9 protein-coding genes are annotated in these 15,238 nt (G+C 71.5%); 2 read left to right on the top strand and 7 right to left on the bottom strand.

Annotation, left to right across the window (positions count from 1 at the left end):
- Positions 1-48: 48 nt before the first annotated feature.
- Together ACRDSK_RS18945 and ACRDSK_RS18940 are read right to left on the bottom strand one after the other, a co-directional pair.
- Positions 49-4,053 carry a discoidin domain-containing protein gene (locus ACRDSK_RS18945; protein WP_431442418.1) on the bottom strand — a complete coding sequence of 1,335 codons (4,005 nt, stop codon included), beginning with the start codon at positions 4,051-4,053 and terminating at the stop codon, positions 49-51.
- A 229-nt stretch (positions 4,054-4,282) separates the two neighbouring features.
- On the bottom strand, positions 4,283-5,044 hold the full coding sequence (locus ACRDSK_RS18940) for a VOC family protein (RefSeq protein ID WP_431442416.1): 762 nt from the start codon (positions 5,042-5,044) through the stop codon (positions 4,283-4,285).
- Between the two features lie 258 nt (positions 5,045-5,302).
- On the opposite strand from ACRDSK_RS18940, the gene ACRDSK_RS18935 reads away from it, so the two are divergent.
- On the top strand, positions 5,303-8,542 hold the full coding sequence (locus tag ACRDSK_RS18935; RefSeq protein ID WP_431442415.1) for a S8 family peptidase: 3,240 nt from the start codon (positions 5,303-5,305) through the stop codon (positions 8,540-8,542).
- A gap of 45 nt (positions 8,543-8,587) precedes the next feature.
- On the opposite strand, the gene ACRDSK_RS18930 is transcribed toward ACRDSK_RS18935, so the two are convergent.
- The 4 genes from ACRDSK_RS18930 to hemE are packed head-to-tail and all read right to left on the bottom strand — an operon-like array spanning position 8,588 to position 13,178.
- The gene (locus tag ACRDSK_RS18930) at positions 8,588-10,000 is read right to left on the bottom strand and encodes a CoA transferase (RefSeq protein ID WP_431442413.1); all 1,413 of its coding nucleotides are present in this window, start codon (positions 9,998-10,000) and stop codon (positions 8,588-8,590) included.
- 2 nt (positions 10,001-10,002) lie between these two features.
- On the bottom strand, positions 10,003-10,695 hold the full coding sequence (gene hemQ, locus ACRDSK_RS18925) for a hydrogen peroxide-dependent heme synthase (protein ID WP_431442412.1): 693 nt from the start codon (positions 10,693-10,695) through the stop codon (positions 10,003-10,005).
- Between the two features lie 15 nt (positions 10,696-10,710).
- On the bottom strand, positions 10,711-12,132 hold the full coding sequence (hemG, locus tag ACRDSK_RS18920; protein WP_431442411.1) for a protoporphyrinogen oxidase: 1,422 nt from the start codon (positions 12,130-12,132) through the stop codon (positions 10,711-10,713).
- Positions 12,129-13,178, bottom strand: a complete 1,050-nt coding sequence (hemE, locus tag ACRDSK_RS18915; RefSeq protein WP_431442410.1) for a uroporphyrinogen decarboxylase — start codon at positions 13,176-13,178, stop codon at positions 12,129-12,131. The genes hemG and hemE overlap by 4 nt, the downstream gene beginning before the upstream one ends.
- Before the next feature lie 128 nt (positions 13,179-13,306).
- Between hemE and ACRDSK_RS18910 the strand changes: the two genes are divergently transcribed.
- A complete protein-coding gene (locus tag ACRDSK_RS18910) occupies positions 13,307-13,870 on the top strand; it encodes a DUF3000 domain-containing protein (protein WP_431442409.1) in 564 nt (187 codons plus the stop codon).
- A gap of 3 nt (positions 13,871-13,873) precedes the next feature.
- On the opposite strand, the gene ACRDSK_RS18905 is transcribed toward ACRDSK_RS18910, so the two are convergent.
- Entirely contained in the window at positions 13,874-15,022 is a 1,149-nt protein-coding gene (locus ACRDSK_RS18905) for a dipeptidase (RefSeq protein ID WP_431442408.1), read from the bottom strand.
- Positions 15,023-15,238 lie beyond the last annotated feature (216 nt).

Raw genomic sequence — 15,238 nt, 5'->3', positions numbered from 1 at the left:
GGCCGGCGGCACCGCTGTTCACCCCATCGTGTTAGGGCGCCGAAGGGCCTAGTTCCGGATGATGGTGAATGTGGTGGTTGTGTTCCTCACGTCCACAGCGTTGTTTGACAACACCAGATTGTTGAAGGTGACAGAGCCGCGCGGCGGCCCCTGACCGGCCTCCGGCATCTCGTTCGCCCAGATGCCGAACCCGGACTTGTGGTCGAACTGGTCACCGCTCTTGCGCGCCCCACTGATCGAGACGTTCGTGAACACGGTGTCAGCGACCGGGAACTGCGGCTGTCCGCCGACGTAGTTCGTCTGGAACATGATGCCGCTGTAGGTCGGGTCCACGATATCCACATCGGACACTCGGATGCCTTGGAATACCTTGGAGGCGGAGAACACCCAGATCCCCGGGAAGGTCTGACCGTTCCAGAAGTGCCCGCCGGCACGGACGATCGAGATGTTCTCGAACCGGGTCGGCGGGTCGGCGCCGAACCCGTTCATCGGGATGCCGAAGTCGAGCGAGCTGATCGTGATGCCGGAGTACACCAGCGTGTCCGCCACGTAGATGTTGCGGAACACGTTGTTGTAGCCGCCATACACGGCGATGCCGGCCGCCCGCCACGTCAGGATCGACGTCAGGTTCTCGTAGATGTTGCCGGTGACCTCTCCACCACCGCCGTCCTGGGCGTTGAACAGCGCGAAGCTGTCGTCGCCGGACGCTCGGGACTCGTTGTTGGACACCAGGTTCCCGGAGCTGCCGTTGGTCATGTTGACCGCGTCGGCGAAGATGTTGCGGATCCGGTTGTTCTTGATCGTCATGTTGTCGGTGTTCAGGCCCCAGAACAGGCACACGAAGTGTTCCGCCCAGATGTTCTCGATGGTCGATCCAGAGTGCGTGCCGAAGTCGAACACCTTGCCCGGCCCGTCGATGCGGATCGTGTAGTTGCCGAAGTACGCGAAGTCCTTGAACACGGACCCGTTCGCGGACCCCTCGGCACGGAAGCCGACGTCGGACTCCGTCTGGTTGGCCGGTGCGTGGAACCGCGTGTACCAAGGCCCGGCGCCGGCCACCCGCACCGGCTTGCCGTACACCTGGAACTTGGACGACGTCTGGTAGTCACCCGGCGGCAGGTAGACGCCGACCAGGTTCCCGGTGGCGTCCATGCGGACCCGGTCCAGCGCGTTCTGCACATCCTGGTGGGACGTTCCGGTGGGCGTGGTGTACCGCGCGGGGTCCGGGTTCGCGGTCGGCGACACCTGCTCGAGGCTGACGAAGTCGATCGCGTAGGTGGTGTTGTTGGCCGGGTCCTTCTGCAGCCGGATCTTGCTGCCGGCGGGCACCGACGAGTTCAGCATGACGTTGGCCTCGTCGTAGATGTGCCGCGGGCCGCCCGCACCCGGCGAGTTGCCCGGCTGCGCCTCGGCGCCGTAGAGCCACGCGTACTTCGACGTCAGGTTGATCGCCTTGTGGAACGCGCCGTTCACGTAGATGTTCAGCGTCGAGTCGAGGCCGCCACCACCGGCCGAGTCCGGGATGGAGAACCGGGTGACCAGCGTGTTGGTGGGTGCGCCGGTGGTCCACTCGACGTAGGAGCCGTTGCTGTTGAGTGTCACCGCGCGCCGGCCGGACGCTTCGCCGGCGAGGTCGCCGATCGTCCTGTTCGGACCGATGACCGACGCGCCACCACCGACCATACCGTCCTCGGCCTCGTAGGTGTCGTACGGCATGTTCGCGCCGCGACCGATGAACAGGCTGTGGTTGCTGGTGTTGTTGGCCTGCTTGGCCGGCAGCTCGTTGGCGTCGTCGGCGAGCACGACCTTGACCGTGTACCGGCCGTTGGCGGCCGCCCACGTGCCGAGGTTGACCGGGGCGGTCACCGCACCAGGTGCGATCGTGCCGTTGGCCGCGCCGGTCAGCGTGCGCACCACGGCGCCGGTGGACGCGTTGGCGACCGTCAGCGTGATGCCGTGCGCGCCACCGGCCGAGGCGACCGTGCCCTGGTTACGGATCGCCACCGAGAACGTCACGGTGGCGCCCTGCTGCGGGGTGGTCGGCGACCAGCTGACCGGCGAGGCGATCAGGTCGGACGTCGGCACCGCGGTGACCACGAGTGCGGTCGGGTTGGTGAAGGCGTTGTTGGTCTCGTCCTCCTCGATGACGCCGTCGTCCTCGTCGACCTTGGCGTTGGCCGAGTAGCTGCCGGCGTCGCGGGCACCGATGTTCGCGGTGACCGTCGCGGTCGCGCCCGCGGCGAGTGCGCCCACCGCGGCGGTGCCGACGGACGTGGTGCCGAGGTAGAAGTTGACGTCGGTCGCCGTGGCCGGGCGGTCGCCGTCGTTGCGAACGGTCGCCGACAGCATGATCACGCTGCTCTCCGACGGCGACTGCGGCGACCAGGTGAGCGCGGAGATCGTGAGGTCCGGGTTGGGCGCCGGAGTCCCGATGACCTGGAACTCGGCGACCTGCCCGGCCGGGGCGCCGGTGTTCGCGGTGAACTGGAGCCGGACGTCGGCCGCCGTGGCGCTCACCGGGATCGTCACCTGGTTGCCCGTCGCCGGGCTGAACTGGTACTGCGCCGAGGAGACGACGTTGGCGAAGGTGCCGCCGGACTGGTCGCGGCCGAGGACCTGGAAGGTCTGCGTGCGCGGGCCCCAGGCCTGGTCCGGGTTCAGCTTCACGACGATCGAGCTGACGGTGGCGTTGGCGCCGAGGCTCACGGTCAACGTGTTCGGGTAGCCGCCGCCGTTGCCCTCCCAGTAGGTGGTCACGTCGTCGTCGTTGGCGTTCGTGGCGACGAAGGTGTGCACGTGTCCGGATGCGACGATCGGCTTGCCCTCGGCGAGGTTCGTGCCGGCCGTGGTCCCGGTGCGGGTCACCGAGTTGCTGTTCGCCGACTCGTTGCCCACCGCGTCGCGCGCCCGCACGACGTAGGTGACCGTCGCGCTGGCCGGCTGGGAGTCGGTGTAGGTCAACACGTTGCCCGCGACGCTCGTGCGGAGCGTGTTGTCGGCGTAGACGTTGTAGCCGGTGACGCCGACGTTGTCCGTGCTGGCCTGCCAGGTCAGCCGGACCTGGCCGGACTGCGGCTGGGTGAACGCGAGGCCCGACGGCGCGGTCGGTGGCGAGGTGTCACCGCCGCTCGGGCCGAAGACCTCGAGCTCGGCGACCTGGGCGGCGGGCCAGCCGGTGTTGGCGGTGACGTGCAGCCTCAGGAAGCGGGCGGTGGCCTCGCCGAACGAGATCGCCACCGTGTTGCCGGCGGCCGGGGTGAACTGGTAGCCGGTGCTGGTCACGAGGTCGGTGAAGTTGGTGCCGTCGGTGCTGCGCCGGATGGTCAGGGTCTGGGTGCGTGCCGGCCAGTTCGCCGGGAGCGTGACGACGACGCGGTTGGTGGCGACCGACGCGCCGAGGTCGACCTGGATCCATTGCGGGAAGGCGTTGTTGCTGCTCTCCCAGTAGGTGGCCGAGTTGCCGTCGGTGGCGTTGCTCGCGGGGTACTCGCCGATCGCGCTGCTCGCGGTGACCGGGCGGCCGTCGGTCAGGTCGTTGGTGGACGGCTCGGCGGCGAACACCTGCAGTTCGGCCAGCTGCGCGGTGGACTGCTCGCCGCCGGTGAAGGCGACGCGGACGTAGCGGGTCTCGGTTCCGCCGAGCGGGATCGACACGGCGTTGCCGGCGTCGGGGTCGAAGGTGCGGGTGACCGCGCCGGCCGCGGTGGCGAAGGTGGCGCCGTCTGTGCTGGTCTGGATGCCCAGCACCTGGGTCCGGGCCGACCACTTGGCGGGGAGCTTCAGGACCGCCTTGCCGAGGCGGGCCTTGGCGCGGAGGTCCACCGTGGCGTGCTGCTCGGCGCCGGCGGCGCTCTCCCAGTAGGTGTCCTGGTCGCCGTCGGTGACGTGGGCGGCGGCCTGCCGGTCGGTGGAGCTGCTTACCGAGACGGGCTTGCCGTGGGCCAGGTCGGCGGCGGAGTCGGGTGCGGCGGAGGCGGTGGGGCCGGCCGCGACGAACAGGCCGGTCGTGAGCGTCGTGGCCGCCAGCCACGACACGATTCGCTTCGCTCTCATTGCGTCGCTCTCATCGTTGAGGACGGACAAGGCAGGGCAGGAGCAGTCGTCGAACCAACTTCGACGTGATCAGAATTTGCAGAACTCAGTACGACATTTGCGTCGATTGAGTCAAGAGTTGCCTAGTCGCTACCCGAAGTCAACAGGCGCCAGCAAAACCGCAGCGTCGTCGAGGCTGCTCAACCGGCTCAACACCAGGACCGGCGCTCACGGCCGGCTGAGACGGGGTCTAGTTGCCCTGGATCACGTAGAAGTACGCGCCCTGGTCGTCGGCGACCCGGGCCAGGCGGCCGTACGGGGTGTCCGTCGGTGGGACGGCGACCTGACCGCCCAACTCGGTGACCTTCGTGCAGGCATCGTCGGTCACCGGCACCTCGATGTAGGTGCGCCAGTGCGGGGGCGTGCCGGGCAGCGTGTCGGTGCCGAACGCGCCGAGCCCGCCGGCCACGCGGCCGGCGACCTTCAGCATCGCGTACGAACCGCCCTCGATGTCGTCGTAGGTGTAGCCGAAAACCGCCTGGTAGAAGCGTTTCGCGGCGTCAAGGTCATCGCTCAGCTGCTCGTTCCACACGAGCGCCGACGGCTCGTTGGCCAGCTCCACACCGATGTGCGCGCGGGACCGCCAGACGCCGAACGCCGCGCCCATCGGGTCGAGAGCGACCGTCATCCGACCGAGGTCCATGACGTCGAACGGCTCGGTGAGCACCCGGCCGCCGGCCGCGGTGATCCTGCCGGCCACCTCGTCGACGTCGTCGGCCGCGAGGTACGTGGTCCACGCCGTCGGCCGGCTCTCGTCCATCCTCGACCCGATGCCGGCCACCTTCCGACCGCCCAGGATGCAGCTCACGTACCCGCCCGCCGACGACCCGCCGCGCTCGACCTCCCAGCCGAACAGGGCGCGGTAGAACGCGACCGCCTTGTCGAGGTCGTCCACGCCGAGCTCGACCCAGCACGGCGTGCCTTCGGGCCACGCCTCGCTCCTGGTGACCATGCGCGCAACCTAGCCCGGCGGACCGGACGACGATGGGTGACGAGACGTCCCGATCGGTCGGCAACTTCCCGTCGTGGCGCTCATTTGGAGTCTTGTCACCCAATCGGATGACCGCTAGCGTCTCGCCGCACAGGAGACTGGGGGGCGAGGGGCGATCTCCACCAGGAAGCAGCTGACGGCGGCGCCATGCGCGGCGGTATACACACCGTGTATAGCTCTGGCCGTCGCCCACCGGTCATCACCGACTGGAGGTGTCAGGTGCGTATCGGCGTAAAGATCGGGGTCGGCGCAGCCGTACTGGGGTTGGTGCTCGGTACCGCCCAGGCGGCCGGCGCGGCTCCCCCACCGGAGCCCGCGAGCACCGCGGTGGGCGCGAGCACGGTCACGTTGCTCACCGGCGATCAGGTCACCGTGCAGCGGAGCAAGGCGAGATCCGTCCGACCGGGCCAGGACCGCGCGGGGATGACCTTCGCGAAGTTCTCCGCCAAGGGGCACGACTACGTCATCCCGGCCGACGCGCTGCCGCTCATCGCCGCCGGCAAGCTCGACCGCCGGCTGTTCGACATCACCGCGCTCATCGAGTTCGGCTACGACGACGCGCACCGCGACTCCGTGCCGCTGATCGTCACCAACGCGGCGAACCGGGCGGCGCCGCGGCTGGCGAACGCGACCCGGAACCTGCCCAGCGTCAACGGGATCGCGACGGCCGCCGACAAGACCGGCACCGCGTGGGAAGCGCTGACCAACGGCACCGCCGGCTCCCGCACGATGGCCGCCGGCGTGTCGAAGGTCTGGCTCGACGGCAAGCGGAAGTCCACCTTGGACCACAGCGTGCCGCAGATCGGCGCGCCCGCCGCGTGGGAGGCCGGGTTCACCGGCGAGGGCATCAAGGTCGCGGTCCTCGACACCGGCGTCGACCAGACCCACCCGGACCTCGCCGACCGCGAGGTGGCCGAGCAGAACTTCAGCGAGGCACCGGACAACGTGGACAACTTCGGCCACGGCACGCACGTCGCGTCGATCGTGGCCGGCACCGGCGCGAAGTCCGGCGGCACGTACCGGGGCGTCGCGTGGGGTGCGTCCATCTTGGACGGCAAGGTGCTGGACGACTTCGGCTTCGGCTCCGAGTCGGGGATCATCGCCGGCATGCAGTGGGCCGCCGAGCACGGCGCGGACGTCGCGAACCTGAGCCTCGGCGGCGGGGACACGGTGGAGCTCGACCCGCTGGAGGAAGCGGTCAACTCCCTGTCCGAGCAGTACGGCACGCTGTTCGTGATCGCCGCCGGCAACTCCGGCCCGGGCAGCGAGACGGTCGGCTCGCCGGGCAGCGCGGACGCAGCGCTCACCGTCGGCGCGGTCGACCGCGAGGACAACCTGGCCGACTTCTCCAGCCGCGGGCCGCGGTTGGGCGACGGCGGCATCAAGCCGGACATCACCGCACCCGGCGTGGACATCGTCGCCGCGAAGGCGGCCAACGGCCAGATCGGCGACCCGGCCGCGGACGGCTACGTCGCCCTGTCCGGCACCTCCATGGCCACCCCGCACGTCGCCGGCGCCGCCGCGCTGATCGCCCAGCAGCACCCGGAGTGGACCGGCGCGCAGCTCAAGGCGGCGCTCACCGCGTCCGCCACGCCGACCGCGGGCCTGACCGCGTTCGAGCAGGGCGCCGGGCGCGTCGACGTGGCGCGGACGCTCGGCGCGAGCGTCGTCTCCGAACCCACGAGCGTCAGCCTCGGCGTCGCCGAGTGGCCGCACGACGACGACCAGCCGGTGACCAAGTCGCTGACCTACCGCAACCTCGGCGACAGCGACGTGACGCTCGCACTCGCCCTCGACGCGACCGACCCGGACGGCGGGGCGACGGACATGTTCACGCTGAGCGCGAACGAGGTCACCGTGCCGGCCGGCGGCGAGGCAACAGTGGACGTCACCGCCGACACGAGGAAGGGCACCGCGGACGGCACCTACTCCGGCGCGGTCGTGGCGACCGCCGGCGAGTCGACCACCCGCACCCCGGTCGCGGTCGTCCGTGAGGTCGAGAGTTACGACCTCACGCTGAACTACGTCGACGAGAACGGCGCGCCGACGGCGGACTACAGCGCTCTGGTACTCGGCCTGGACAACGACACGTTCTCGTTCCCGTACGACCCGGACGGCTCACTCGAGGTCCGGTTGCCCAAGGGCCGCTACGTGATCGACCACCTGGTGTTCACCGACGGCGGCAACCACTTCAACCACCTCGCCCAGCCGGGTCTCGCGCTCGACGGCGACATGGCCGTCGACGTCGATCCGCGCATCACCAAGCCGATCAGCGTCACCCCACCGGCCGAGGCACAGCTGCTGCTCGGCGACATCGGTTACCTGGTGGAGACCGAGACGTCGTCGTTCGGCGGCGGCGTCATCACCGACGACCTGAGCATGCTGACCACCGCGCAGCTCGGCGACGCGCTGCCCGGCACCACGGTCAGCGGCGCGATCAACACGCAATGGCTGGCGCCCGACGGGTCGTTCTACGGCCTGGCCTTCTACCCGGACGGCTACCCGACCGGGTTCACGAAGGTGGTCGAGCAGGACGAGCTCGCGACCGTGCGGGTGGACTTCGGCTCGGCGGCCGAGGGTCAGGTCGGCAGGCGGGTGCTGTTCCCGATCCCGGAGTCCGGCGGCGGGTTCGTGTTCGGCGCGGCCGTCGAGGTCGGGCTGCCGAGCACGCGCACCGAGTACCTCACCACCGAGGGCGCGCGATGGAGCACGCTGCTCGGGCAGGAGAACGCCGACCAGGAGCCGACCGCCGAGTTCGACTCCCCGCTGCGGACATACCGGGCGGGCCGCACGTACCACGAGTCGTTCGGCCAAGCGGTGTTCGGCCCGGGGCTGCCGGCCACGGAGTTCCCGTGGGGGTACCGGATCGGCGACGAGCTCGGCGTCGGGATCCCGATGTTCTCCGACTTCGGCGGCAACGCCGGATACTCCATCGTGGACACCTCGTCGACGAAGCTGTACCGCGGCGAGGAGCTCGTGGGTGAGTCGCCAGAGGCGGGCTACGGCGTGTTCACCGGACTGCCGGCCGAGTCGGGCGAGTACCGGCTCACCACCGAGCTGACCCGCTCGGCGCCGTTCGACCTGTCGACGGAGATGAGTGCCGAGTGGACGTTCACGTCGGCTCATGTGGACGGTGAGGAGCCGGCGGCACTGGCACTCAACGCGGTGCGGTACCTGCCGTTGCTCGACGACGCGAACAGCGCGCCGGCGGGCAGGTTCCTCGTGCCGGTGCTGCTGCAGAACGAGTCGGGCGCCCACGAGCGGCCGCGGCGGCTGACGGTCGAGGCGTCCTACGACGAGGGCAAGACCTGGCAGCGGGTTCCGGTGCTGCTGAACCTCGTCGCGGCGCTGAACCACCCGACGGGCGCCGAGTCGGTGTCCCTGCGGGCGTCGGCGACCGACCGGGACGGCAACACGGTGAAGCAGACGGTGATCCGGGCCTACAAGCTCCGGAAGTAGCACGGCCGCCGGTCGTGTCGCCCGCGAGCGGGTGGCACGACCGGCTCACCGCCAGTTCGCCGCGTCCCGGCCGGGGCGGTGCGGCCCGGCGAGCGCACCGGGCGCGCCGGGCACGCGGAGGTGCGTCAGCCGACCGTAGTCGCTGTCGCTGTTGTGCAGGAACGGGCGCACGTCGACCGGCGTCGGCGGGGCGTCGTCGCGGCCGAGGTCGTGCAGCCATTCGGCGGTCCGCGCGAGCGAGAGCCGCACGAGCCAGGAGCCGCCCTCGGTGGCACGCCGGCGCAACGCGGTGAGCACGCCCAGCGCGGCGAGCCAGCCGGTGCCGTGGTCCAGCGCCTGCGCGGGCAGCGGCCGCGGCTCGTCCATCCCCTGCTCGGCGGCGATCCCGCAGGACATCTGCACCAGGCTGTCGAACCCGCGCCGCGCCCGCCACGGCCCGGTGTGCCCGTACGCGGCGAGGTCGACGACGACGATTCCGGGGCTGACCGCCGCCAGTTGTTCGGCACCGAAACCCTTGTGTGCCAAGGAGTCCGGCCGGTACGACTGCACGAACACGTCGGCCTGCTCGGCCAGCCCGCACAGGGTCGCGCGGCCGTCGCCGGTGTCGAGATCGAGGTGGCACGAGCGCTTGCCGAAGCCGGTGTCCATGAGCAGACGGTCCAGGGTCGGGCGCTTCGGGTCGGTCACGTGCAGCACGTCGGCGCCGTGCGCGGCGAGAGTGCGCGTCGCGACCGGTCCGGCGATCACGTGGGTCAGGTCCAGCACCCGCGCGCCGGTCAGCGCCCGCTCGGCGAGCGTCCACACCGCGAGCATCTGGCCGGGCGAGGCCCGGTCGACCAGCGCCTGTTCGGCCAGGATGCGCTCCGCCCGAGCCCGGTTCAGCCGCGGCAGCTGACGGGGCGGCGCGTCGCCGATGCGCTCGATCGCCACAAGCGGCTCGGCACGGATCGCCTCGCCCGGGCCGTCGGCCAGCCAGCCCGTGCGGTCACGCATCGCCGCGGCGGCACCGCCGGCCGCGAGGACCGCCTCCTCCACCGCGACCGCCTGGCGGGCGGCGACCTCGGCCCGCACGCCCTCGGCGTCCGTGCCGAGCGCGCGGAGGATGGCCTCGGCGTGGTGCGGGTAGTTCGCGTGCAGCCGCACCCAGCCGTCGACGGCTCGGTAGTCGCCGGACAGCGACGCCCACAGCCCGTCCGCCGCCGACTCGCCCGTCAGGTGTGCCTCGCTGCGGAACGCCTCCGCGGCGTGTCCGATGTGGACCTTCACCGGTTCGGGGCCGCTGCCGCGCTCGCGGACCAGCTCCGCGGCGGCGAGGGTCGTCGCGGCGACGCAGGCCGCGGCCGCGGTGCCCACCCGGTACGGGCCGGCCAGCGGGTGCTCGTCGCCCTCGAACGTCACCGGGGCGGGCTCGGTGTCGGTGACTTCCCTCCAGAGCGCCGCGAGCGCGTGTCTCGGCACGGTCAGGGCAGGTTCGCGACCAGCTCGGCGGGTGCGAGCTTCGTGCCGGTGTAGAACGGGATCTCCTCGCGCACGTGCCGGCGCGCGGTGCTGCCACGCAGGTGACGCATCAGGTCGACGATGCGGTGCAGCTCGTCGGCCTCGAAGGCGAGGATCCACTCGTAGTCGCCGAGCGCGAACGAGGCGACCGTGTTGGCCCGCACGTCCGGATAGTCGCGCGCCATCTTCCCGTGCTCGGCGAGCATCCCGCGCCGCTCCTCGTCGGGCAGCAGGTACCACTCGTAGGAGCGCACGAACGGGTACACGCAGACGTACTTGCGCGGCTCCTCACCGGCTACGAACGCGGGGACGTGGCTCTTGTTGAACTCAGCCGGCCGGTGCAGCGCGACCTGGCTCCACACCGGGCTCGCCGCGCGACCGAGCACGGTGCGGCGGAAACCGGCGTACGCGGCCTGCAGCTGCTCGACCTCCTCGGCATGCCACCAGATCAGGAAGTCGGCGTCGGCCCGCAGCCCCGCCACGTCGTACACGCCGCGCACGACCACACCCTTGGTCTCCAGGCCGTCGAGATACTCAGCGGCCTCGGTGGCCGCCGGACCGCGGTCCTCCCCGAGACGGCCGGGCTCGGCTCGGAACACCGACCACATGGTGTACCGGATGGTGTCGTTCAGCTCGGCGTAGTTCAGGCGGGCCATGCCCACATGATCCCACTACCTGGCCTCGGTGGCGGCGCGCAGGTACCCGGCGACACGGTCCGCCGCCGCCCGTGCACCGTCCACGCACGCGGGGATCCCGACGCCGCGCAGCGCCGCGCCGGCGACCGCGAGACCGGGCACCTCGGCCACCGAGCGTTCGATCGCGGACACGGCGGCGGTGTGGCCGACGCCGTACTGCGGCAGGCCACCACCCCATCGGGTGACTGTCCAGTCGACCGGCGCCGCGGCCACGCCGGTGAGCTCGCGAAGGTCCGCCCGCACGGCGGCGAGCAGGTCGGCGTCATCGCGGCGCAGCAGGCCGGTCTCGCCGAACCGGCCGATCGACGCACGCAGCCGGACCGGGTCGCCGCCCCACTTGACGCTGGTGTGAGTGAAGGCCTTGGCCGTGAACGGGGTGCCGTCGGCGTGCTCCTGGCCGACCGCGAGCAGCACGCCGCTCGTGTCCGGCAGCCCCACACCGATGGGCAGGACCATGCTCAGCACCGCCATCGAGCCGACCTCGATCCCGGCGTACGCGGCGGCCGCCGCCGGTACGGCGCCGGTGAGCAGCCGGCGGGCCGCGGGCGGCGGCACGGCGAGCACGACGGCGTCGGCGTGCAGCACCTCGACCCCGCCGGGGCTGCCGATCTCGAGCTCCCAGCCGACGGCGCCGCGCCGGAGCTCGCGGACCGGCAGGCCGAGCCGAACCTCCGCGCGGGCCTGCCGGCGCAGCTCGTCGACGAGCACGGTCATGCCGCCGCGCAGCCCGCCGAACACCGGCCGGTCCGACGCCGGCGTGCCGAGCACGCGGGCGGCCGCCGCGGTGAGCGAGCCGCCGGCCGGGCCGAGCGCGTCGACCAGAGCGGGCATGGTGGCGCGCAGCCCGAGCCGGTCGGCGCGGCCCGCGTAGACCCCGCCGAGCAGCGGCTCGACAAGATTGTCGACCAGCTCGGGGCCGAACCGCTCCGTCAGCACGCGGGCGACCGGAACGTCGTCGTCGATCTCCAGCGGCGGCAGCGTCGGCTCGGCCGCGGCCCGCTCGCCGGCCGCGGCCGACAGCACCGGGCGCACCAGCTCGGGGTCGGCCGGCACGCCGAGGAAGGTGCGCTTGGGCAACGGCACGGTCCGCCCGCCCGCCCGAACCGTCGCGGAGGCGCCGCGCGGGTGGATCAGCCGGTCGCCGAGCCCGAGCTCGCGGACCAGCTCGACGGCCGCCGGGTTGCGCAGCACGAACGCCTCGGCACCGACGTCGGTGGCCGTGCCGGCGAGCTCGACCGTGCGTAGCTTGCCGCCGAGCCGGTCGGCCTGCTCGACCAGCGTGATGCGCGCGTCCGGCCCGAGGCGGGCACGCAGCCGGTGGGCGGCCGCCAGCCCGCTGATGCCCCCACCGATGACGACGACGTCTACCGCGGAGACAGCTACAGCGGGGACGCTCACAGCCGGTGGACCAGCTCGACGACCCTGCTCAGCACGTCCGGGTCGGTGTTCGGCAGCACGCCGTGGCCCAGGTTGAAGATGTGCCCGCCCGCGGCGCGGCCCTCGTCGACGATCCGCCGGACCTCGCGCTCCACCGCGTCGAAGTCGGCCAGCAGCAGGGCCGGGTCGAGGTTGCCCTGAACTACCGGCGCCGGCAGGTCGGGGCGGTCGAGCCGGCGGACCGCCTCGTCGAGCGGCAGCCGCCAGTCCACGCCGACGACGTCGGCGCCGGCCTCGCGCATCGCGGGCAGCAGCTCGCTCGTGCCGACCCCGAAGTGGATCTTCGGCACGCCCTGGACCGAATCGAGGACCCGCTTCGAGTGCGGCAGCACGAACTCGCGATAGTCCCGTTCCGACAGCGCACCGGCCCAGGAGTCGAAAAGCTGCACGACCTGGACCCCGGCCTCGACCTGCACCTCGAGGAACGTCGTGGTGATCGCGGCGAGCGCGCCGAGCAGGGCGTGCCAGGTGGCCGGGTCGGAGTGCATGAGCGCCTTGGTGCGCTCGTGGTGGCGGCTCGGCCCGCCCTCGATGAGGTAGGAGGCGAGCGTGAACGGCGCACCCGCGAACCCGATCAGTGGAGTCGCGCCCAGCTCGGCACGCAGCAGCCGGACCGCCTCGGCCACCGGGTCGAGCTGTCCCGGTTCGAGCGCCGGCAACGCCTCGACCGAGGCACGCGTGCGTACCGGCTCGGCCACGACCGGGCCGGTGCCGGGCACGATGTCGACGCCGATGCCGGCGGCGACGAGCGGCACCACGATGTCGGAGAAGAGGATGGCCGCGTCGACGCCGTGCCGGCGGACGGGCTGCATCGTGATCTCACAGACCAGGTCGGGCGTGAAGCAGGCCCGCAACATCGGGATGCCCTCGCGGAGCTTGCGGTACTCGGGCAGCGACCGGCCGGCCTGGCGCATGAACCAGACGGGTGGGTGGGCGGGCGTGCCGCCGGCGGCGGCGACCAGCAGGGGTGTGGTCGCCGGGGCGGCGGTGTCGGGCGTGGGTGTCATGGCGAGATGAATCGTGCCACGGAGCCGGACCAGGTCCCGTCGTGCCACCGTCCGTGCGCAGGAACTCCGGGTCGTGTCCGGCGCGCCGTCACCACTCAGTGACTCCAGTGGTCTTACAGTTACGAGTCGTGACCAAAACGTCGGCAGCGCCTGAACTCTTCACTCAGGCCGTCGCGGCGCTCAAGTCGGTGCGCCCCCGGCCCGAGCTGCAGCTCGGTGTAGTTCGCCCACCGCAGCGCCTGGCACCGTGGGCATTCGCGATCACCGCGGAGGCCAACGGTCCGGCGGACGTGCTCGCCACCGGGCGGCTGATCCTCCTGCACGACCCGGAAGGGCAGGAGGCCTGGGACGGCGTGCTGCGCGTGGTCGCCTACGTGCGCGCGGAGCTGGACGCCGAGCTGGCCGACGACCCGCTGCTGCCGACCGTGGGCTGGTCGTGGCTGACCGACGCGCTCGCGGCGACGGGCGCCCGGTACACGGCGCTCGGCGGCACCGTGACCGACACGTCGTCGGCCCGGTTCGGCGACATCTCGGGCCCGGCGCGGACCGACGACCTGGAGCTGCGGGCGTCGTGGACCCCGGTCTCCGCGGAGCTCGCCCCCCACGGCGAGGCCTTCTGCGACCTGATGGCGAGCGTCGTGGGCCTGCCTCCGGTCGGCGTGACCATGTTCTCCCAGCGGCAGGGCAGCTGAGCGTCAGCTCGACCTGGCGACCTCCTCGGCCGCCTCCAGGGCACGCAGCACGTTCTCGCCGGCCAGCTTGGCGCAGTCCTGCTCGCTCCAGCCCCGGTCCAGCAGTGCCGCGAACAAGGCCGGGTAGCGGCTGACGTCCTCCAGGCCCGCCGGCAGGTGACCGACGCCGTCGTAGTCGCCGCCGATGCCGATGTGGTCGATGCCCGCCACCTCGCGGGCGTGCTCGACGTGCGCGACGACGTCGTCGATCCCGGCCGACGGCATCGGCGGGCCCGACCAGCCCGCCAGGAACCGCGACCGCTCGTCCAGGTCGCGCTGGTCCACGCCCGCCGCGGCCATCGCCTCCTGCGCCTGCCGGTCCCACTCGACCACGACGCCGGACACGAAGTACGGCACGAACGTCACCATGCACACGCCGCCGTTGCCGGCCAGCCGCGACAGCACGTCGTCCGGGACGTTTCGGGGGTGGTCGGTGACCGCGCGGCAGGAGGAGTGGCTGAAGATCACCGGCGCCGTCGTGTGGTCGAGCGCGTCGCGCATCGTGGTCGCGGCGACGTGGGAGAGGTCGACGAGCATGCCGATGCGGTTCATCTCGGCCACGACCTCGCGACCGAAGTCGGACAAACCTCCCACAACCGGCTCATCGGTCGCCGAGTCGGCCCACGGCACGTTCTCGTTGTGGGTGAGCGTCATGTATCGAACCCCGAGCCGGTGCAGCGCGCGCAGCACTCCGAGCGAGGAGTTGATGCTGTGACCGCCCTCGGCGCCGAGCAGCGACGCGATCCGGCCCGCCGCGAAGGCCGAACGGGCCTCCGCGGCCGTCGATGCGATTTGCAAATGCTCCGAATATCGTTCGGCCAGATGGTGGACAAGCTCGCACTGCTGGACGACGGCGGTCACCGCAGCGTCACCCACAAGGCGGCATGGGACATAGACGGACCAGAACTGGACGCCCACTCGACCTGCCCGAAGGCGCGGGATGTCCGTGTGAAAGTGCGACTGAGAGCGGGTCAGATCGACCTCGAAGCCGTCCGCACGGGAGGCGTCGGCACCCGGCGTCAGCCGCAACGCCCAAGGTAGGTCGTTGTGTCCGTCGACCAGAGGGGTGGACTCGAGCAACGTTCGAGCGCGCTCCATCTCCCGGTTCTCCACTGCCGCGACCTCGTTTCATCGTGTGCCGGCCCTTGCGCGTTACGTCACCAACAGAGAGTCACCCGATCGTGTTACATCCGCACGCCGGGGTGATGTCTCGATTGGATAGATAACGAATTGATCATCCCGCTAACCCGCTTGGGGGGCTAGGCTGCCCTCGTCGACACCACTTTCGGTCCAATGGCGGCGCGGCTGTTTGGCCGAAGGTCCCGGTGT

The sequence above is a fragment of the Actinophytocola sp. genome (assembly GCF_050699915.1).
Classification (GTDB): Bacteria; Actinomycetota; Actinomycetes; order Mycobacteriales; family Pseudonocardiaceae; genus Actinophytocola.
Note: the sequence above shows the minus strand (reverse complement) of the source record. Positions and strands in the feature narration are given on the sequence as shown.